This window comes from Chitinophaga caseinilytica (assembly GCF_038396765.1).
In the GTDB taxonomy this organism is placed as follows: Bacteria; Bacteroidota; Bacteroidia; order Chitinophagales; family Chitinophagaceae; genus Chitinophaga; species Chitinophaga caseinilytica.
Genome location: NZ_CP150096.1, coordinates 5,493,100 through 5,512,779, shown reverse-complemented (window position 1 = coordinate 5,512,779; position 19,680 = coordinate 5,493,100). Strand labels below are relative to the sequence as shown.

24 protein-coding genes are annotated in these 19,680 nt (G+C 55.3%); 9 read left to right on the top strand and 15 right to left on the bottom strand.

Going from position 1 to position 19,680, the window contains the following annotated elements:
- Nucleotides 1–7: 7 nt before the first annotated feature.
- Both WJU22_RS22760 and WJU22_RS22755 read right to left on the bottom strand, forming a co-directional pair.
- Entirely contained in the window at nt 8–1,390 is a 1,383-nt protein-coding gene (locus tag WJU22_RS22760) for a TolC family protein (RefSeq protein ID WP_341840475.1), read from the bottom strand.
- Between the two features lie 85 nt (nt 1,391–1,475).
- On the bottom strand, nt 1,476–1,904 hold the full coding sequence (locus tag WJU22_RS22755; protein ID WP_341840474.1) for a hypothetical protein: 429 nt from the start codon (nt 1,902–1,904) through the stop codon (nt 1,476–1,478).
- Between the two features lie 257 nt (nt 1,905–2,161).
- Between WJU22_RS22755 and WJU22_RS22750 the strand changes: the two genes are divergently transcribed.
- The 4 genes from WJU22_RS22750 (at nt 2,162) to WJU22_RS22735 (ending at nt 6,293) form a co-directional block, all read left to right on the top strand.
- The gene (locus WJU22_RS22750; protein WP_341840473.1) at nt 2,162–3,622 is read left to right on the top strand and encodes an alpha/beta hydrolase-fold protein; all 1,461 of its coding nucleotides are present in this window, start codon (nt 2,162–2,164) and stop codon (nt 3,620–3,622) included.
- A 90-nt stretch (nt 3,623–3,712) separates the two neighbouring features.
- Nucleotides 3,713–4,222, top strand: a complete 510-nt coding sequence (locus tag WJU22_RS22745; RefSeq protein WP_341840472.1) for a GNAT family N-acetyltransferase — start codon at nt 3,713–3,715, stop codon at nt 4,220–4,222.
- A gap of 247 nt (nt 4,223–4,469) precedes the next feature.
- On the top strand, nt 4,470–5,741 hold the full coding sequence (locus tag WJU22_RS22740; RefSeq protein WP_341840471.1) for a hypothetical protein: 1,272 nt from the start codon (nt 4,470–4,472) through the stop codon (nt 5,739–5,741).
- 12 nt (nt 5,742–5,753) lie between these two features.
- Nucleotides 5,754–6,293: a cupin domain-containing protein gene (locus tag WJU22_RS22735; protein ID WP_341840470.1), complete on the top strand. Its 540-nt coding sequence runs from the start codon at nt 5,754–5,756 to the stop codon at nt 6,291–6,293.
- A 56-nt stretch (nt 6,294–6,349) separates the two neighbouring features.
- Here the strand turns inward: WJU22_RS22735 and WJU22_RS22730 are convergent, their stop codons facing one another.
- The 7 genes from WJU22_RS22730 to WJU22_RS22700 all read right to left on the bottom strand — a co-directional run bounded on the left by WJU22_RS22730 (nt 6,350) and on the right by WJU22_RS22700 (nt 10,543).
- Nucleotides 6,350–6,652, bottom strand: coding sequence for an antibiotic biosynthesis monooxygenase (locus tag WJU22_RS22730; protein ID WP_341840469.1), 303 nt, complete (start codon nt 6,650–6,652; stop codon nt 6,350–6,352).
- 15 nt (nt 6,653–6,667) lie between these two features.
- A complete protein-coding gene (locus WJU22_RS22725; protein WP_341840468.1) occupies nt 6,668–6,886 on the bottom strand; it encodes a hypothetical protein in 219 nt (72 codons plus the stop codon).
- A gap of 177 nt (nt 6,887–7,063) precedes the next feature.
- Nucleotides 7,064–7,669, bottom strand: coding sequence for a YceI family protein (locus WJU22_RS22720; protein ID WP_341840467.1), 606 nt, complete (start codon nt 7,667–7,669; stop codon nt 7,064–7,066).
- 17 nt (nt 7,670–7,686) lie between these two features.
- On the bottom strand, nt 7,687–8,151 hold the full coding sequence (locus tag WJU22_RS22715) for a cupin domain-containing protein (RefSeq protein ID WP_341840466.1): 465 nt from the start codon (nt 8,149–8,151) through the stop codon (nt 7,687–7,689).
- Between the two features lie 129 nt (nt 8,152–8,280).
- Nucleotides 8,281–9,039, bottom strand: coding sequence for a response regulator transcription factor (locus WJU22_RS22710; RefSeq protein WP_341840465.1), 759 nt, complete (start codon nt 9,037–9,039; stop codon nt 8,281–8,283).
- Nucleotides 9,026–10,114, bottom strand: coding sequence for a sensor histidine kinase (locus tag WJU22_RS22705; protein ID WP_341840464.1), 1,089 nt, complete (start codon nt 10,112–10,114; stop codon nt 9,026–9,028). The genes WJU22_RS22710 and WJU22_RS22705 overlap by 14 nt, the downstream gene beginning before the upstream one ends.
- Before the next feature lie 99 nt (nt 10,115–10,213).
- Entirely contained in the window at nt 10,214–10,543 is a 330-nt protein-coding gene (locus tag WJU22_RS22700; RefSeq protein ID WP_341840463.1) for a DMT family transporter, read from the bottom strand.
- A 136-nt stretch (nt 10,544–10,679) separates the two neighbouring features.
- Here WJU22_RS22700 and WJU22_RS22695 point away from each other — a divergent pair, with 136 nt between their 5' ends.
- Nucleotides 10,680–11,150 carry a GNAT family N-acetyltransferase gene (locus WJU22_RS22695; RefSeq protein ID WP_341840462.1) on the top strand — a complete coding sequence of 157 codons (471 nt, stop codon included), beginning with the start codon at nt 10,680–10,682 and terminating at the stop codon, nt 11,148–11,150.
- Here WJU22_RS22695 and WJU22_RS22690 read toward each other — a convergent pair whose 3' ends face one another.
- The gene (locus WJU22_RS22690; protein ID WP_341840461.1) at nt 11,151–11,858 is read right to left on the bottom strand and encodes a DNA alkylation repair protein; all 708 of its coding nucleotides are present in this window, start codon (nt 11,856–11,858) and stop codon (nt 11,151–11,153) included.
- Between the two features lie 68 nt (nt 11,859–11,926).
- Here WJU22_RS22690 and WJU22_RS22685 point away from each other — a divergent pair, with 68 nt between their 5' ends.
- Nucleotides 11,927–12,394, top strand: coding sequence for a GNAT family N-acetyltransferase (locus tag WJU22_RS22685; protein ID WP_341840460.1), 468 nt, complete (start codon nt 11,927–11,929; stop codon nt 12,392–12,394).
- Here WJU22_RS22685 and WJU22_RS22680 read toward each other — a convergent pair.
- The 3 genes from WJU22_RS22680 to WJU22_RS22670 all read right to left on the bottom strand — a co-directional run bounded on the left by WJU22_RS22680 (nt 12,391) and on the right by WJU22_RS22670 (nt 14,582).
- Nucleotides 12,391–13,350 (bottom strand): hypothetical protein, encoded by a 960-nt coding sequence (locus tag WJU22_RS22680; protein ID WP_341840459.1) that lies wholly within the window; start codon nt 13,348–13,350, stop codon nt 12,391–12,393. The genes WJU22_RS22685 and WJU22_RS22680 overlap by 4 nt on opposite strands.
- Before the next feature lie 69 nt (nt 13,351–13,419).
- Nucleotides 13,420–13,854 carry an FKBP-type peptidyl-prolyl cis-trans isomerase gene (locus tag WJU22_RS22675; protein ID WP_341840458.1) on the bottom strand — a complete coding sequence of 145 codons (435 nt, stop codon included), beginning with the start codon at nt 13,852–13,854 and terminating at the stop codon, nt 13,420–13,422.
- A 248-nt stretch (nt 13,855–14,102) separates the two neighbouring features.
- Nucleotides 14,103–14,582, bottom strand: coding sequence for a hypothetical protein (locus WJU22_RS22670; RefSeq protein WP_341840457.1), 480 nt, complete (start codon nt 14,580–14,582; stop codon nt 14,103–14,105).
- 183 nt (nt 14,583–14,765) lie between these two features.
- On the opposite strand from WJU22_RS22670, the gene WJU22_RS22665 reads away from it, so the two are divergent.
- Complete coding sequence (locus tag WJU22_RS22665; RefSeq protein ID WP_341840456.1) at nt 14,766–17,231, top strand: phosphocholine-specific phospholipase C; 2,466 nt, start codon at nt 14,766–14,768, stop codon at nt 17,229–17,231.
- A gap of 2 nt (nt 17,232–17,233) precedes the next feature.
- Here WJU22_RS22665 and WJU22_RS22660 read toward each other — a convergent pair whose 3' ends face one another.
- Nucleotides 17,234–17,881: a sigma-70 family RNA polymerase sigma factor gene (locus WJU22_RS22660; RefSeq protein ID WP_341840455.1), complete on the bottom strand. Its 648-nt coding sequence runs from the start codon at nt 17,879–17,881 to the stop codon at nt 17,234–17,236.
- Nucleotides 17,882–18,004: 123 nt separating this feature from the next.
- Between WJU22_RS22660 and WJU22_RS22655 the strand changes: the two genes are divergently transcribed.
- Nucleotides 18,005–18,379, top strand: coding sequence for a hypothetical protein (locus tag WJU22_RS22655; protein ID WP_341840454.1), 375 nt, complete (start codon nt 18,005–18,007; stop codon nt 18,377–18,379).
- 2 nt (nt 18,380–18,381) lie between these two features.
- A complete protein-coding gene (gene folE / locus WJU22_RS22650) occupies nt 18,382–19,002 on the top strand; it encodes a GTP cyclohydrolase I FolE (RefSeq protein ID WP_341840453.1) in 621 nt (206 codons plus the stop codon).
- Nucleotides 19,003–19,068: 66 nt separating this feature from the next.
- On the opposite strand, the gene WJU22_RS22645 is transcribed toward folE, so the two are convergent.
- Nucleotides 19,069–19,671 carry a YdeI/OmpD-associated family protein gene (locus WJU22_RS22645; protein WP_341840452.1) on the bottom strand — a complete coding sequence of 201 codons (603 nt, stop codon included), beginning with the start codon at nt 19,669–19,671 and terminating at the stop codon, nt 19,069–19,071.
- Nucleotides 19,672–19,680 lie beyond the last annotated feature (9 nt).

Here is a 19,680-nt window from a genome sequence, read left to right as displayed (position 1 = left end):
GTCCGAATTAGTTGTGTTGAATGAAAATGCCCAGGTCCCCTTTGGCCGAGGCCAGCAACAGCAGGGCCTGCCAAACGTTGTTCTGCGCGATCTCGTATTCGATCTCCGCCCTGTTGAGGCTGTACAGTGCCTGGGTATAGTCTACCAGCGTCGTTAGCCCGTTTTCGTACAGGGAAGTGTGCTGCCGGTAGGCCATTTCGGCGGCCGTCAGTTGCACCTGTGTTTCCCCGAAGTTGTCGTATGCATTGATGATCTGCGAGGAAGCGAGTTCTGCTTGTGCCTGCAACTCTTTTTTATACCCGTCGAATTCCTTTTGCAGCGACCGTGTCAGGAATTTTTGTTCCCGGATGCTGGTGTTGAAGCGGAGCACGTTGGTGAGGTTCCAGCTAAGGGAAAACCCGAGCAGATAGTTGCTGCGTTGGATGCCGACGCCTTTGAAGTAGCCGGCCGAGTAAGCGGAAATATCCTGCGCATAGTTCGGCGAAAACCCGGACCCGCGGCCCTGAAGCACGCCGAACGCGGATACGGACGGCAGCCGGTTCACCTGCAGCAGCATTCCCTTTTGCTGGCCTTCGTCGATTTTTCTTTGCTGGTGCTGCAACAACGGATGCTGTTGAATATCGGCACCGGTGGTCGTTTTCCGGGGGATGGAGGTGCTGTAGAGGCTATCCAGCCGGTAGGTTTGAAATGGTTCGTCGAGCAGAACGGCCAGTTGTTTGGAGAATTCCAGTTCCCTGTCGTGGGATTTAATCTGAAGGGATTTCGCGTTGGAGACCTCGGCCCTGGCGAGTTGGGCGTCTACTTCGGCGATCAGTCCACTCCGGGCCCGGGCGTCCGTCATCTCATAAAATACCTGCGCCCGGGCCAGATTTTTTTCCTGGACGTACCGGATGCGCTGGCTCGCCAGCAGGTTGAGATAGGCGGCGCTTACTTTCACCTGGTGCTGGAAGATTTCCTGCGCGAGGTCCGCTTTCGCCGTATGTTCCTTTTTAATGCCCAGGATAACCTGGTTTTTGATCTTTCCGAAAGTGAACACGTTCCAGTTCACATTGGCGAAATAGAGCGAGCCGAAGGCCGCGTTCCAGTTTTGTTCGGCCAGCGGCATGGAAGTGGCCCCAGACGCCATGCCGCCATAGGCGTACATGGGCCCGTGCAGCATGTTGACCGTGCCGAAGCTCTGCTGTGCGGCCAGGGTAACATCCGGGAGATATTGTTGTTTCTGGTAAGCGGTTTGCTGTTCCGCCGCAGCAACCAGCTGTTGCTTCGATTTGATCTTGTCATACCGATCTGCGGAATATTGTAGTGCATCTTCGAGCCTGAGGATTTGGGCATAACCGGTGGTGCCGAGCATCCAAACGAGGCTGACAGATGCAATGATTTTTAGCTTCATTGCAAGTAAAATTTGATGTATAGACATGTGGGATCAGGGAAGTACCGGAATGGCCGGACTACCCGTTTCAATACAACAGGCTACATCAAATCCTGTAAGTGCAGTGCAGTATGTAAAGGGGATTGCCCCGGGCGGGGAATTGAGATAAGGGGTGGGGGAAAGATGATTGGGATGTTCCGGTGACGGAAGTAAGATCGAATACGGTCCCCAGCGTTTTATTGGGAACGGCGCCTCCCCAGAATTTTACGGAAAGATCAGAGCCGGCATATTTTTTAATGCCCTCGTCCACCTTCACCAGCTTGGCTTCGTGCTGGCAACATCCTTTCTTTTTCTTTATGAGATCTTTTTCCTTGCTGGCGCAGATGGGGCAGGGCCTGTCGGTATCCTGCTGCCCGGAATCCGTCAGGCTGAAGGTTTGTATCGCCATCCTTTTGCATACGTGCGCGTACCGGGTGAAGCCGGAAGCCAGCACCACGTACAGCACGGAAAGGAATATGACGAATATTTTCTTCATCTGTTGCGGGCAAAGGTAGAGAAATACCCCGTTACCATGTTTACATAGTTTTGGTAAAGCGTTACATCCGGCGGATAAACGGAGAAGCATCGCAAATCCGCCACGCGCTGCCTGCTTGCCGCCATCCGCTTTTATCCGCATTTTCCAACGTTCGTCGACATACCCCGCCGTTCGTCGATAAATCGCCCCATTGCCCGGTTTTTCCGCAACTTTTGGATGTACGGATCGTCTCCCTATCAGAAACATCCATCTACAACATGAAACGAATCGTATTACCCCTGTTATTTTCCCTCTGCAGCCTCGGCGCCATCGCGCAGGTCAAATTGAACGTGCAGCTGGACGCGTCGCTGAAAGGCCCCTATACCGGCCGCCTTTTCGTATACACCCTTAAAGACACCGCCGCCCGGTTCACCGACCGCACCATGGCCGAAGAACCGGCCTTCTACCTGCCCGTCGCCAATTGGCAGCCGGGTGAAAGCATCAGCTTCGAAAAAGGAAGCCGCCCCTCGCACAACGCCCTCGAAACCCTCGATCCCGGGGTTTACAAGATCGTCGCCATCCTCGACACCAATACGAAGGAAAGAGGCAACACCGCCCCGGGGAACCTCTTCAGCCGGCAGGAAGGCCTGCTGCATATCGCTGAAAAAGGCAGGGGCGAAGGCGCCGTTACCCTCAATATGGCCTTCCCCGAACGCCCTTTCCGGGAAACGGAGCTGGCGAAGGAAGTAAAAATGCGATCGGCCCTGCTGAGCGATTTCAGGAAAGAAGACATTTTCATCAAAGCCGCCGTCATATTGCCGGAATCGTATGCGAAAGACACGTCGCGGCAATACCCGGTAGTGCTCATCATCCCCGGATGGGGCGGAACGCATTACCATGGCGCCATTCCCGGTAACCAGCGCGTGTTTGGGATGGGGCAGGGGAAAGACAAGATCTACGTCTACCTCAACCCCGAAACCCAAACCCCCTGGGGCCTCCATGCCTTCGTGGATTCGCGGGTGAACGGCCCCTGGGGCAAAGCCCTCGTGACCGAACTGCTGCCTTATCTTCAACAACGGTTCCGGATCAGGAAAGATCCCAAACAGATCTTCATCACCGGCCAAAGCTCCGGCGGATACGGCGCCGTTTGGCTCGCCCTTCATTACCCCGCCAGTTTCGCCGGCTGCTGGGCCACCGCGCCCGACCCGCTGGATTTTTCTTCCTTCACGGGCGTAGACCTCTATTCGGCCAAAAATTATTACCGCGACGAAGCCGGTAAGGAACGGGGCTTCCTCCGCATGAACGGGGCTTTCCAGCAATCCCAGCGCGATGCCAGGATGGCCGAACTGTTTGCCGGCGACGGCGGGCAGCAGCAATCCTTCGAAGCGGAATTCGGGGTGGCGGGAAAAGACGGTCGCCCGAAAGAGCTCTTCGATCCCCAAACCGGCGACATCCGCAAATCGGTAGTGCAGGAATGGAAACCCTACGACCTCGCCCTTTACGTACAAAACAACTGGCAAAAGATCAAAAAAGCCGGCGTCGGGAAGATCACGGTGTATGCGGGAACGGAAGATAATTTCCTGCTGAACGAATCTGTGGCGGCTTTCGGCCGGAAAGCGGAAGCGGCAGGGGCAGACATCCGGGTGGTGCTGGTGCCGGGGGCAGATCATTTCACGCTGCGGAACGAAGCCTGGGCGAAGGCCCTGCAGGCGGAAATCGATGCGCTCATCGGGGATTGACCCGGTTTTATATCGACCAGACGCCGCTTCGGTCGATCGGATGTTTTACATCCATCCCGATCCGTTAATTTTGAACAAGCAATGAACCCCATGGAAAATATAAGGTTGCGGGCCCTCGGGCCCGGCGATACCGAAATGATCGGCCTCGTGGCTGAATGGTACAACGAAGAATGGAACCTGCCACTGCAGAAAACCCGCGAGAACCTGCTGTCTGTTTGCTCCGGTGAATCCCAATTCCAGGCGGTGCTGACCGTAGGCGGCCGGCCCGTGGCCACGGGTGGCGTTTACCATCATGTAGGGCTGTGCGACCGGGTGCCCCGTTTCCAGCAGTACCGCCACTGGCTGGCGATGGTGTATACCGTTCCCATGTTCAGGAAAAAGGGATATGGCGCGCATTTGTGCCGTTACCTGCAGGATTTGAGCAAGGAGAAAGGGATCGGGGCCCTATACCTTTTTACCGACTCGGCAGAACGGTTGTATACCCGGCTCGGGTGGGATGTGATGGAACGATTGGAAACCGGTGGAAGGAACCTCGCGGTGATGCACCTCGCGTTAGCCGGAAAACCGCAGGAGCGGCCGGTTCAACACGATATCAGATAATGGTTGCGCATGCTTATGGGAAAAAGCAAACGGTAAATAGTTAACGGACAAGTTCTGGCGAGAACGAAGAAAGCGTTGCGGTTCGAAAGAGCTGCGGCGCTTTCGCTTTTTCCGGATGTGCATCAAAATACCGGCCCGGAGCGGTTTCTATCTATGATTTCGTGTATCCGTCGACTTTATTTTATCCTCCCGCGCGCGTGCACCAATTTTGCCGTTCATAAGAAACCTGAATTTAAAAAATCATGCTATGATCAGAAAAATGAAGCGGAGCTTTTTCTTCGTGCTCCTGCTCGCTGCAGTTGTATCTTGCAAAAAGAACAACGGCGACGAAGGCATCCCCCAAAAACTCCCTGAACCAAAAGTGGAAGAACACGGTACCCCGCAAGGCACGCCGGTCGTTAAATCTATCGGCCCTGCTGGCGGTAGCATCCAGTCGGCCGATGGAAATATCGCTGTCGACATCCCCGCCGGCGCCGTTTCCGCCGCCACCAATTTCTCCATCCAGACCGTGACCCCGACGCTTGAAGCCGCCACCGGCCCGTCTTATCGCCTGTTGCCCGAAAATGTCCAGTTCCAGAAAGATGTGAAAATTACATTGCGGTATACGGATTCCAACCTCATCGGTACCAATGAAGACGATCTTTATCTGGCATACCAGGACGCACAAGGTTACTGGAACCGCGAGATCATGACCGGCATCGACAAAGCGAACAAAAAACTCACGGCCCAAACGCGCCATTTTAGCGACTGGACCATCGAGCGGGTGTTCCGCGTCGAGATCGCCAGCAGCGATCGTGTCCTCGAAGCCAATGAGCAGGCGATGTTATTGGTGCAATATCAGGACGTGAAAAAAGGAACGAATCAGATCATTCAGGGTGTTTGGGTGCCCGACAAGAACATTGAAACGTGGTTCGCGACGGGCCCGGGCACGTTCGACAATACAAAACATCATAAAGTTAACTACAAGGCCCCCGCCAGTATCCCTAAAACCGAGGAGATCGCTGTTGGCGTACGCATCCGGAACCTCGTGAACCGGCGCAATCCGGACAGGCCGGGCAATACAGGACTGGTGATCGTACAGGTGCCGATAACCCTGTTGCCCGCCGAATATTTCGTTTGGGAAGTGGATGGGACGATGTATTTCGCAAATTCAACGGATGGAACAAGGGTAGGTAACAATATTACGCTTATTGGCACCGGTCTTCTGGGAGGGTTGAACATCACGGCGAACGCTGAGAAAGGGGAAGGGAAATATGTGACGGGGAGCCTCCAGGAAGACAAAAAAATCCATGTGCAGTTGGGTTTTCCGCAAGGCACCTATACCATTTACCAATCCACGATTTTTAACTGTAACGGCAAAGTAATGTACGGTGCCGGTTCGATGAATATCGAAAAATTCGGCAGAATCGGCGAAGCAATCACGGGAACTGTGACCGCCACCGTGTATGTGCCGGGCTCCGGCTGTAATCTCAGGTCTAAAAAAGTGACCGGTAAATTCAGGATCATCAGAAAGCTTTAATCTTCCCCCATCATGAAAGCAACCATCGTCAACCCCATCATCAAAGACCAGGTCACCTTCACCGAAACCTCCGCATCCACCGGCGGGCGCATTTCCCGGCTGGAAGTGACGCTCATGCCGGGCGGCGGAACACCCATGCATTACCACCGCAATTTCTCGGAAACCTTCGTGGTAAGTGAAGGCGTGCTGACCGTCACCATGAACGACCGCTTCGTGCGCCTGGCGCCCGGCGGGCATTTCACCGTTGAAAAAGGCGTATCGCACCGCTTTTCGAACGAAACCAACGAGCCCGTGCTCTTCACCACCATCGTGGAGCCCGGCTCCACGGGGTTCGAGAACGCCCTGCGCATCCTGTACGGCCTCGCGGAAGACGGCATCACCGATAACAAGGGAATGCCCCGCAACCCGCTGATCTTAGCCGCTATCTCGGATATGAGCGATATGCACCCGGCCGGCGCCGCCATGCTGTTCCTGCCGGTTTTCAAGCTGCTGGGGCTCATCTCCCGCATCAGCGGCACGGAAAAACGCCTGTTGAGCAAGTATTGCCAATAGTTCGTTTGCAGGCAAAAAAAGCGGCGGTCCCAATGTCGGGGCCGCCGCTTTTTCGTTCAGATGATCGGCCGGACAACATCCGCCAGGTGCAGCACTTCGATCTGCGGCTCGCCGGTCAGTCCGCTGGCGTCGCGCTGTTGCTGGAACGCCAGGAAGGAAGGGACCGCCAGTACCCGCTGCTGGACCGCCGCATCGTTGTGATGGGAAATATGAGTGAAAGTATTGCCGTCGGCGGAAGTGTATACGGCGTACTGAAAGCCTTCCATCTCCCTGAAATCTTTCATGAAACGGCGGATGTTTTCCAGGTTTTGCTGCGCGAATGCCGGTTGAACGGTGTAAGTAACTTTTACGGTTATCATGATTGTTGATTTTATTTATTTTTTGAAACGATTGATGACATGGTAATAGAACGGCAGGATGACGTAATAGACGATCTGCACGGCTATGATGGTAAGAATGCCGGTTTTCAGCGGCAGGAGGAAATGTTCGATATGCCCGCCCAGAACGAACAGTAATAAAGTGATCAGGGGATATATCGCCAGCCAGATCAGGACCGGCGCCAGGTGTTTGTTGTGTGTTTGATCGTTTGCCATAGTTTGTATGTATTGGTCTGTTTGAAATAATAATGCGCAGATAAAGCAGGATTGGACAAACGGGCAGGATTTTTTTCAGGGACAGAAGCATGCCGCCGGCACTGTGGCCTCTAACGGAAAAAGGACGCCTCGTTGTGCTGAGACGTCCTGTTTTCCCTTTCTTGGGGATAGATGGAGTTATTTTGCCGGCGTTCCCTTGATATCGATCGTAATCTCGATTTCGGGCAGGATGTACAACGGCCCCGTGGGATCGCTGTAGGCGTTCATCCCCCAGTCGAGCCGGGGCAGTTTGAGGCTGCCGGTCGCGGAGATCTTGTCTTTCGTAACCTGGATGGCGGCAGGGAAGCTGAGCGGGTGCGTTTGCCCGATCATCGTGAATTCACCGGAGATTTTTGCATTGATGCCAGGTACGGAGGCTTCCTTGAAGTCTTCCACTTTCGTGACGTGGAACTTTGCTTCGGGATACATGGGAACGTTGAAAAAAGTATCGCTTTTCAAATGGTTGAGCAGTTGCAGTTTCGGCGGACCGGACAGGTCTTCGTTGTCGATACTGGCGATGGGGATGGTAAAATCGCCGCCCGTAACCCGGTCGTTTCCATTGGTGAGCAGGCTGCCAGTCACCTTGAAGCTGCCTTTATGGAAATGGGTAGGGGCTTTGCCGATCCAAGTGATCACCGAAGCATTTTCATCTACCTTGAAGCTGGGAGCGATGCCTTTGTCTTTGTTGGAACAGGCCGCCAATACGAGAAGCATGGCGGAGAAGAGATAGTGATGGCGTTTCATTGCGCGAATGATTTTTTTTATTTGGTTTCCAGAAAATGTACGTTGTATCGTTGGGTGATGGTCTGCAGCATCTTCCCGATGGCTTCCATGTCGGGCGCCTGTGGCGGTGCGATGGCAGGCTCGCCTTCCAGTGGCGTGCTGAATTCCTCGAAGAACCCGCTCAGCTTGCCGGGCGTGATCAGATTGAGGAGTTTAGCCGCAGGCGTGAGGATGTTGAACGCGTGAGGGGTTTTTCTCGGGGCGAAAGCGGCATCCCCGGGGCCAAGCTCGGTGATCACATCGCCGACCTGCAGGCGGATGCGGCCTTCCAGGACAACGAAGCTTTCGTCTTCCTCATAATGCACGTGTAATGGCGGCTCACCGCCGGCGGGCAAGGTAAATTCCAGCAGCGCGATGTCGCCGTTCGTTTGTTCGGGGTGGATGAGCGTCCTGTAAAAGCCTCCCTGGTAGCGCCGGAAGCCGGACGTAGCTGTTAATTCCATATTGAATTCCTGTTTTTGGGAATGCAAGGTTCGGACATATCCGGGGCGGGTGCAACTAAGATCGACCGGCGCGGGGTTTGGTCGCCGGAAGGAGGGGTTGGTAGATGGATGTTCGACGAATGGATGCCTTTATTCCGCAGTTTCCCCGCCGGGGCCGAACTGCTCCTGGCAGGCCTGTTTGTAGTTGCGGCCGATGGGTACCTTCTTGCCGGCAACGATCACGTAATTGGGATTGTATCCTTCCACACTGTCTACCGGGATGATGAAAGACCGGTGTACGCGCAGGAAGCGCCCCATGGGCAGGAGTTTTTCGGCTACGCTGATCTTCTGTTTGGTCATGTAGGTTTTATCTTTCGTCACCACCCGGATGTAATCCCGCACGCTTTCGATCCAGTGGATGTCTGCGGTATCGACTTTGATCGATTGCCGGTCGATCCGCAGGTACAGGTAATGCCGCGCGGCCGGCTGAACGGGCGTTTCCCGGGGCTGGGCGTATACGGCGGGGGCACGGTCTCCCCGGAGGGCGTGCATCACTTTGTCTACCGCCCGCAGGAACCGGTTCAGCGGGATGGGTTTTACGAGATAATCTACCGCATCGAGGTTGAACCCTTCTACCGCGTACTCATGGTAAGCGGTGGTGAACACGATCTTGGGCGGGTTTTTCAGGCTTCTGACGAGGTCGGTGCCCAGCAGGCCGGGCATTTTGATATCGATGAAAAGCAGGTCTACCGCCTGCTGCCGCAGTACCTGCGCTGCCTGCATGGCGTTGCTGCAGGTGCCGATCACTTCCAGTTCCGGGACGTTCGCGGCGTATTTCCGGATGATCTGCAGGGCGTGGGGCTCGTCGTCCACGATCAGGGTCCGTATTTGCGTATCAGGCTGCGTCATGGGCGGATAATTTAACCATTAATTCGATGATGAAGCATTCTTCTTCGTCGTACCAGGCCAGCGAATGCGCTTCCGGGTACAGCAGCCGCAGGCGGTTTTTTACGTTCGACAGGCCGATCCCGCCGCTTTGCTCCGTTCTGCCCGGCACGGGCTGTTCGGGCTTGCTGTTGCTGATCTTCAGGTGCAGGGCGCCGTCGCGCACCAGCAGTTCCATATTGATCCAGGCGCCTTCGACCGTTTCGCCGACACCGTGTTTGAAAGCGTTTTCCAGCAAGGGGAGCATCAGCAGCGGTGCGATCCGGTACCGGCCGGGCGGCTCGCCTTCGATGCGCACGTTCAGGTCCAGCCGGTCTTCGTACCGCAACTGCTCCAGCCGGATATAGTCGTTCATGATCTCGATGTCGCGCTCCAGCGAAACCCGGTCGGCCGCGCATTCATAAATCACATACCGGAGGATGTTCGACAGCCCCAGCACCACGCCCGGCGTTTGCGGCGCATTGTCCAGCGAAAGGGCGTAAATATTGTTGAGGGAATTGAACAGGAAATGGGGATGGAGCTGCCCTTTCAGGGAACTGAGCTCCGCCTGCAGGATGGCGTTTTTCCGTTCGTGCCACATCATGAACAGCTTCGACGTGAGGCCGATCCAGACCACCACGTTGCTTCTTTCCACGGCGTTCACGAAATCCCCGGGGCTGACGAACTGCTGCCACCGCGATTTGGCCAGCTTGCCCCAGGTAAAATCCGGATCGTCCCGGATGTAAAAATCGTAGATGTAGGGATCGGTGACAAAAATCTCCGCCAGCCGGTACAAAACGGCCATCAAAACCATCACCGCCAGGCCGGCAATAACCGTCCGCAGATACCGCCCCTTGAAAAAGCTGGGAAGCACCTGGTGGATGAGGAGGTAATAGTAAAGCATATGAACGGGCAGCAGCATAAGCACCACTACCGTGCCCAGCCGGTAACTGCCGAAAGCAGTGCTGTAGATATAGGTAAGCAGCAAAAACGCGAAAGCCCAGAAGAGGAGATGCGTTAAAAACCGCCCGTTTTTCAGGTAGGAAGATGCTGATTTCATGGTACAAACTTAGCGCACTTGATAACAGCCGCGGCGCACGGTACCCAATATACGGCTTCCGGATCGACGGACAACCCGAATTATCGACGAACGGTGGCTTTAATGCTCCGTGCTCTTCGAAAATACGTTCACGACGATCACCCCGGCCACGATCAGCAGCATCCCGATAATAGCGCCCGCATCCAGCTTCTGCTTATACAAAATCCAGCCTGCGGCAGATACCAGTACGATGCCCAGGCCCGACCAGATCGCATAGGCGATGCCCACGGGGATGGACTTCAGCGTCAGGCTCAGGCAATAGAACGCAATGCCGTACCCCGCGATGACGATCAGCGAAGGCCCGGTTCTGGAAAAGCCTTCAGACGCTTTCAGCGCGGAAGTAGCGATCACTTCGGAAACGATGGCGACGGCCAGCAGGACATATTTCATAGACCTTGTTTGATAGGGTAAAAATATCGCTGCCAACCGGAAATAAAAATTTTTTATCCCGCCGGGAAACAGGCTTGCCCGCCATGGGAATGTCGCGTTTTTTAAGGACATTCGTTTTTTAACAAAGCTGAAAGACATGACCATCCGCCCCTACGAGCCCTCCGATTTCGATGCCTGCATCGCCGCCTTCAAAAGCAATATGCCGAAGTTTTTCCTGCCCGAAGAGCTGGACGATTATTCCAGTTGGCTGAAGAACTACGAAAAAGGGATTCCCTTCAAACCGGATGGCGTGGAGGCGTATTTCGTAGTGGAGGAAGACGACCTGCTGGTGGCCTGTGGCGGCGTTTTCATGGAATTGGGGAACAATATCGCCGGCATGGTGTGGGGGATGGTCGATAACCGGCTGCACCGGCAGGGCATCGGCCGGAAGTTCCTCCTCTACCGGATCGATTACATCCGCCGCAATTGCACCACCTGCAGCATCAAACTGGATACCACGCAGCATTCGCGCCCTTTCTTCGAAAAATATGGCTTCGCCGTGGTGAAATATACGGAGAACGGCTATGGGGAAGGGATGCACCGGTACGATATGCTCTTTGGCGCCTGATCATTTCTCCATCGCCCGGGCTTTCCGGTCGGCGGGCATTTTCTCGATGGCGTATCGCAGCGCCGTGCGGGGCATGTCGGTTTTGTGGCGCATCACGAACCGGAAAACCGCGTCCTCATGCTTTTCCGCGGCCGATTTCAGCAGCCATCCGTATCCTTTGCGCACCATGTCGTCTTCATCGTGCAGCAGCAGGGTGGCGATGCGAAGCGATTCCTCCAGCATCCATCCCTTCCTGGCCGGAACGATCAGCGATACGGCCGCTCCCCGGCGCACCCACCGGTTTTTCGATTTCGCCCATTTTTCCAGCACCGGCAACCGGTCCGGATACCGGATGAGGAATTCCCCCACCGTATGGTTGCAGAACGTATCGCAGGCGGCCCAGTTGGTCACGTAGGTGTGCAGCCATTTTTCGAACAGTTGGAGGTCGGCCGGCACAAATTCCTTCCGCCGCGACCAGGAAAGGTCGCAGGCGATGAGGGTTTCCTCCATCATCCCGTCTTTCCACAAATCTTCGCAAATCGAAAATACCGTTTCCTTCGTTTCGGACCGGAGCGCCTTCATGTACGGCCTGGCGATCGCCTTTACCGTAGCGGATTTCACGCCGTGCGTTTGAATGTCTTCCTTGAAAAACCTGCGCGCGGAGTCCTGCCCGGCCGGGGTGCCGGCCGCCTGGAGTTCCTGCCTTAATTGTAGGATGAGCGGGGTCATGCGCAAATATAAACGTTCCATCGGTCTGCGTGGGAGGATGTTTGCCGGTTGACGTATCTTCGCGCAGTATGGGAAATACCCCGGATATTATGTTGCGGCCCGCCGTGGATGCGGATCTTCCTGGAATAAGGTCGCTTTTCAGGTCGACGGTCATGCAGGTTTGCGCCGGCGACTACGACGCCAGCCAGTTGCAGGCATGGGCTTCCAGCGCCGATGATCCCGCACGTTGGCAAAAGCTGCTGGACACCACGGAACTGATCGTTGCCGTGGCGGGCGATGGCCGGCTGGCCGGGTTCGCGGCGCTGGAGCGGCCTTCGCATATTGAAATGATGTATGCAGGGAAAGATTTTCAGGGGATGGGCGTTGCCGCCAGGTTGCTGCACCGGCTGCTGTCCCAAACCACCGGCCCGGTAACCGCCCATGTCAGCCGGACGGCCCGGCCATTCTTCGAAAAACACGGATTCTCGGTCACGGAAGCGCGGTTTCCCGTCCGCAACGGCATCGTGATCCCCAACTTCGCCATGACGAAACCCTAACGCCCTTCCGCCCTCCGGCGGATCACCTGGAGGATGTTGTCCTGAATGTCTTCCATGATCCAGCCTGCCCAAATGCTGGCGTACCAGTTAAACGTGGTCGACAGTTTGAAGTGGCTGTATAAATGTAGCCGGCAGGTGGATTCGTTCAATTGCTCCAGTTCGTAGGTGCCGTTGAGCACGTCGAAGAATTGGCCGCCGATGACGATGTGCTCGTCCATGGTAGTGGAGGGAATGTCGTACGGGTTGGCTTTTATCGTGAACCGCATGAATTCCTCGTGCCGGTAAGCCTCCACGGTTTCGTCGAACACCAGTCCTCCCGTAAAAATCGCCTTCCGGAAACCGCCCGTCCCTTCTTTATCCAGTTCTGCCCTTACCGGTTGCGGGAATAGCAGCCAGCGCGTGATGCCGGCCCTGTTCTCTTCGGCGCTGATGTTGGAAACGCGCGTCACCAGGGGCCAGATGCGGTTTTTAGGCGCCTGGATGTCGATATACGTATAGGCTTTGTACCGGCCGGGAATTTTACCCATCCATTGCTCGACGGGGCTGATGAACAAGGGGAGGAGCAGCAGGACGGAAACGTATGTTTTGCCGTGCTTTTGCCGGCGGCGCATCCAGCGGCCCGTGAGGCCGCCCAGCGTACCGGCCACCATGAACAGTGGAAAAATCATCACCCAGCAAGCCCATCCTTCCATTCCCAGCCCCATGGAAATCAAGAGGAAAAGGGCCATGGAAGCCCAGGGGAGACAGATGGAAACATCGCGCCGCTGCGATTGCGCGTAGCTGGCCAGCCAGGTGTTGAGCACGCCCATGGCAAAAGGAACGAAAAACAGGAATGCGATGCTCATCACATCCGACAGGTGCCAACCGTCGAATGCTTCGAAAATGTAAAGCATGAGGGTGCCGAAAACGACGGGCGCAAAAAGGGAGAGCAGGAACGAAAGCGTGTTGCGGTTCATAGGGGAGGGAGTTGGTATGGAATGAATAAAGAAATCCGCCTGGGCATGCCAGGCGGATTTTCGAATGGCTTAGCTGATACCGAGCAGCTCCACATCGAAGATCAGCGTGCTGTTGGCACCGATCTGCGCGCTCACCTGGCGGTCGCCGTAAGCGAGGTCTGCCGGGATGAAGAAGCGCCATTTGCTGCCCTGGGGCATGAGCTGGAGGCCTTCCGTCCAGCCTTTGATCACCATGTTTAGGGGGAACGTGGCCGGCTGGCCGCGTTGTACCGAGCTGTCGAACACGGTACCGTCGATGAGGGTGCCGTGGTAATGGCAGGTCACTTTGCTGGTAGCCGAAGGTTTGGGGCCGGAGCCTTCCGTAAGGATTTCGTATTGTAAACCGCTGGGAAGCGCCGTGATACCGGGCTTTTCCTTGTTGGCGGCAAGAAAGTCCTGCCCGGCCTTCAGGTTGGCGGCTGATTTTTCGTTTTTCATGTTGAAGAGTTTGTCTGCTATGCCCATATCCGGATATTTTTTGATGTCGGGCAAAGGTACGATAAAACGGAGGATGCCCGTCGGATTTAAGGGATGAAGAACATCTTCAGCAACTGCAACGGATTGAGGGCCGATAATATTTTCAGGACGATATCCCAGAAGGCAGCCCCTGGCCGTGCAGGAGGCGGCGTTGCGGGGGCATGGTGAGTCACTATGATGTTGTTTTCGTAATGGGTGCTGTGTACATACATCCGGTCCATGTGCGATATGGGGTTTTAATGAGAAATGTTGCAGGATTCGATATGCTGGCTGTTGATGTATATCCGGCGATCGGCCCCGGCCCGTTTTTTATTGTCTGCGATGATGTTGCGGACCCTGTCATAGATCTCCATGCTGGTTTTCCGTGTTTCGGTCGGCAGCCTGATCCGGTTTCCGGCAACCGTAACGATCACCACATGGGTGATCCACCGTTTCACATATTTGCCTATAAAAAAGCATATCATCGTTTTGCAGCATACGCAGAGGCTGATGATGGTATTTTCCATCGGGGTAGCGCCCGGCACCCAGGTTAACCCGATATCATAATGGATGTAAGTGGTGGCATATCCGATCGCCCCGAAAATTTTGCCGAACGGAAACGTGCGCACGCTGACATACAGGATACCGTTACTGTCGAGCGAATAGTTTCCCCAACGAACAAAGTGGTGCTCGAAGGTGACGCTGCCGATTTGTATGGGATTGGGTTTTGCTTCCATGCGTACGATGCTGTGCTGATTAGATCACTTTTTCACGAAAGGGGGTGAAAGAAATACGTTTTTTGGGGGGAAATGGCAATTCCTGTGTCCTTCCTGTGCATCGCCATTCATATTAATTTGACTTTGCCGGACGGGAAATATTCCTATTTTGGCGCATCGGCATTAAACCTTAGAACAATCCTTATGGACTCAAGAAGAGAATTTCTCAGGAAGGCCGCACTGCTCAGCGGAGCGGGCGGGTTGGCCAACATCCTTCCCGAAACCATCCAGCGGGCAATGGCCATCGATCCCGCACCCGGCAGCACTTTCCTGGACGCAGAGCACGTCGTTTTCCTCATGCAGGAAAACCGCTCCTTCGATCACTGCTTCGGCACCCTCAAAGGCGTTCGCGGTTTCAACGACCCCCGGGCCGTGAAAACCCCCAACGGCACCAACGTCCTCTTCCAGCCGGATAAAGACGGAAACCTCGTGCCCCCGTTCCGGATGGACATTAAAGACACCAAAGCCACCTGGATGAGCGCCCTGCCGCACGGCTGGAGCGACCAGGTAGACGCCCGCAACGGCGGCAAATACGACCGCTGGGTACCCGTAAAACGCTCCGGCAACAGGGAATACGGGAAAGTCCCCATGACAATGGGCTACTATAACCGCGAAGACATTCCCTTCTATTACGCCCTGGCAGACGCTTTCACCGTGTGCGACCAGCATTTCTGCTCCTCCCTCACCGGCACCACGCCCAACCGCCTCTACCTCTGGACCGGCACCATCCGCGAAAAAATGAGCGGAGACGCCAAAGCCAACGTCTGGAACTCCGACGTCGACTACGGCGAAGAAGCCCACTGGAAAACTTACCCCGAAGTGCTGGAAGAAAACGGCATTCCCTGGAAAATATACCAGAACGAAATCAGCGTAGGCGTAGGCCTGGAAGGCGAAGGCGATGCCTGGCTCTCCAATTTCACCGACAATCCCATCGAATGGTTCAGCCAATACCATGTGCATTACCATGAACCGCACCTGCGCTATATCCGAAAAGTAGCGGACGAACTGCCCGGCAAAATTTCCGATATGGAAAAACAGCTGGCAGCACTGGCCGCCGATTCCAAAGACCGCGCGAACCTCGAGAAACGCATCAAAAGCGCCCGCAACCAACAGGAAAAAATAAAAACCATCCTCGATAAAGTAGCCGCCACGCCTTTCAGCGCATTGCCGGAAAGGGAGCAGCAACTGCATAAAAAAGCATTCACCACCAACGTCGGCGATCCGGATTACCACCAGCTGTCCGATTTGCAGTACAAAGACGGGGAAACGGAACGGAAAATGCAGTTGCCCAAAGGTGATGTGCTCCACCAGTTCCGGCAAGACGTGAAGAGCGGCCAGCTGCCCGCCGTATCGTGGATAGTTGCGCCGGAAAACTTCTCCGACCACCCCGGCGCGCCCTGGTATGGCGCCTGGTACCTGTCTGAAGTGATGGACATCCTCACCAGCAATCCCGAAGTCTGGAAGAAAACCATTTTCGTGCTGACGTACGACGAAAACGACGGTTATTTCGACCACGTTCCTCCCTTCACGGCGCCCGATCCTTCGCGGCCGGAAACCGGGAAAACCTCGGCGGGTATTGATACCTCGCACGAATGGGTGAGCCGCGCCGCACAGCGCAACTGGCCCGACGATATCCGCGAATGCTCCATCGGCCTGGGATACCGCGTTCCGCTCGTGATCGCTTCGCCCTGGTCGAGAGGCGGATTCGTGAATTCACAGGTGTTCGACCATACCTCCAACATCCAGTTCCTCGAAAAGTGGCTGGAGCACCGGCATAAAAAGCCTATGACCTGCGAAAACATTACCAACTGGCGGCGCGCGGTGTGTGGGGACCTCACTTCCGTGTTCCGTCCTTACAACGGCGAAAAAATCCCCGCACCAAAATCCATCGAGCGGGAAGCTTTCGTCGAAACCATCCACAACGCGAAATTCAAAGCCGCGCCGGCTAATTTTACAGTGTTGAAGGGTGAGGTGAAAGATCCGCAGAAACATTTGCCGCTGCAGGAAAAAGGGACACGCCCCGCCTGCGCGATCCCGTACGAGCTATATGCGAAACTGGTCCCTTCGGCCGACGGTTCCGTTCAACTCGCGCTCGAAGCCGGCAACAAAAGGTTCGGTAAAAAATCGGCCGGCGGCGCGTTCAATGTTTACGGAAAAGATATGTACAACCGCTCTTATGCCGTAACGCCGGGCGGTAAAGTGGAAGACGTCTGGAAAGGAGACCTGTTCCCCGGCGGCGATATCGATATTACCGTGTACGGCCCCAACGGTTTCCTGCGCGGATTCCGCGGGCAGGCGGGCAAACTGCCGCATGGGTTCACTTTCGAACAGCAACCGTCTAAAGGAAACGAGCTGTTTTTCAGCTGGCACAATGCCGGTAAGAAAGACGTGAAACTGCAGATGAAAGACGCCTACGGACAGGCAGATAAAAAAGTGATCACCGTGAAACCCGGCAGCCGCACTACATTGGTAATGCCCTTGCTCAAAGCCCAGGGCTGGTACGATGTAACCGTGTCGGTAAACGGTACGGCGGCGGAATACCGCTTCGCCGGGCACCTCGAGACCGGTAAATCCACCATCAGCGACCCGATCATGGGTGGACTGATGTAAATTCAGCTATTCGCAATACCCAGTTGTTGCATTACATGAAAGACCACGGTATCGCATTTCGACAAATGAAAGGTGTACACGTGGTCTTTCATATATCCCTCCAGGCTGCGGCGGAGCATCGTTTTCGCCCGGTTGAGCCGCACTTTCACGTTCGTTTCCCCGATGGTCAGCGTTTCGGCCGTTTCCCGGACAGACAGGTCTTCAATTTCGCGCAGCATAAACACCAGCCGGTACTTTTCCGGGAGCTGTGCGATGGCCCTTTCCAGTATCGCGTTCAATTCCTTGTTAGCCAATTCGTTCGCTGGCGTTTTCATGTGTATTGGATTGAGGGGGTGTTCCATTCCCGTGAGCCGGTAACCGGCTTTCCGTTTTTGTTCCAGGCATTGGTTCAGCATGATGCGCGTGAGCCAGGTGCTGAATTGCGACCGGTTTTCGAAGCCGGAAAGGTGCTCGTATGCCTTGATGTAAGCCGTCTGCATCGCGTCCTGCGCTTCGGCTTCATCGTCGAGCACCGACATGCCGATCCGGTACAGCCGCTGGTTGTATTTGCGGACCAGCAGTTCGAAAAGCCGCTTTTCCCCCGCTAAGATCCGTTCAATGATCGGGGCGTCTTCTATGGGTGCGGGTAGGATGGAAGTGGTAACTGTCATGACAAAAGATGGAACTGTTTGACTATTGGATGGATTTTGGGGGATGAGGTTACAAAATTCCCTAAATTTCTGTAACCTTTCCCGGGCTCACCGATCTAACGGTTATATCAAAATCTTAACAACATGGCCACGATCCGGCAACTCCAGGCTACTTTACGCCTTACTTACGGTCTTGTACCCATCGTAGCGGGGCTCGACAAATTTACCAATCTCCTCGCGCAATGGTCCGATTATCTCGGCACCAACGCGCGGCTGATCCCTTTCGACCCCGCGATGTTCATGAAAGCGGTGGGGATCATCGAGATCATCGCGGGCATCCTGGTGCTGGCGAAACCGCGCGCAGGCGCATACGTCGTGATGGCCTGGCTGCTTTGCATCGCCGCGCAGCTCGTGGTGAGCGGGCATTACTTCGATGTGGCCGTGCGCGATATCGTGATGGCCATCGGCGCCTGGACGTTGGCGCAATTGTCAAAAATGCAACCTTCAAACGCGCAATAAGCATGCAGACAGAGGAATCCATCGCTTCCGTGCTGGCGCGCGGCAGGAAAGAACTAACCAAAGCGGAAAAGATCGAAACGATACGGCACCATTTCCGCGAAATCATGCTGGCGCTGGGGCTCGATCTGGAAGACGACAGCCTGAAAGACACGCCCGCACGGGTTGCAAAAATGTTTGTGAACGAAGCGTTTTCAGGGCTCGACCCTGCCAGCGAGCCGGCCGTCACTCTGTTCGAAAACAATTTCCGGTACAACGAGATCGTGCTGGAAAGGGACATCCCGCTGTATTCCTATTGCGAGCACCATTTTGTGCCCATCATCGGAAAGGTGCATGTGGCGTATGTTTCGCAGGGGAAAGTGATCGGGCTGTCGAAACTGAACAGGATCACGCATTACTTTGCGAAACGGCCGCAGGTGCAGGAAAGGCTGACGATTCAGATCGCGGAATACCTGAAAAAGGTGATGGGCATAGCCGATGTGGCGGTGATCATCAAGGCGGAGCATTTGTGCGTGGCGTCGCGCGGGGTGAACCATACCGGTTGTGCCACGGTCACAAGCAGTTACCACGGCCAGTTCCTGACCGAGCCCCGTAGCCGGGAGCTCCATGCGCTGCTGGCGGTCTGAAGTAGGATAATGAAAAAGCCGGGGACCTGTTGCGGCGGGTCCCCGGCTTTTTTATTTTACGGCGGCTTATTTTTTCGCGTATTTCCAGTTGCGGCCTTTCCCTTCGGCCATCCATTCCACGGCCTGTGCGATGCGTTTATCGCGCGTGGGGTCGGTTTTCGCTTCGTTGATCCATTCGATGTATTCTTTCCGGTGGGAATAGCTGAAGGCCTGGAATTGCTTTTCGGCCGGTTTGTTCTTTTTCAGCGCGGCGGCCAGTGCGGCGGGCACTTCCAGTTCGGTTTTCTCCGAAACGGGCCTGGCGGGCAGTTTGATGCCCTCGCGGTTCAGGCGGTCGGCTTCGCGGATGTATGCGATGAGGGTTTTGTCGGCCGGGAGGTCTTTGAGCGACGCGATCTTCCCCAGATGCCCCATGGCGGCTTTCTCCATGAGCGTGAGAATGCCTTTCGGATCCTGCATGACGGCGGCTTTCCAGAACCCCAGGGCGCAATGCTGCCGGAAGGCGGCCATGTGGCAGAGGTTATCTCCATGGGTCATGAAATAGGGCATGCCCCATTTGAGGGTTTCTTCCACGTGCGGACAGGCCTCATGCACCATTTCCCGGATATGCCGGAGAATGGGTTGGGCGAAAGGGGCCGATTGGGCGATATAGGCGTCTAACTTGTCCATCGTATAATA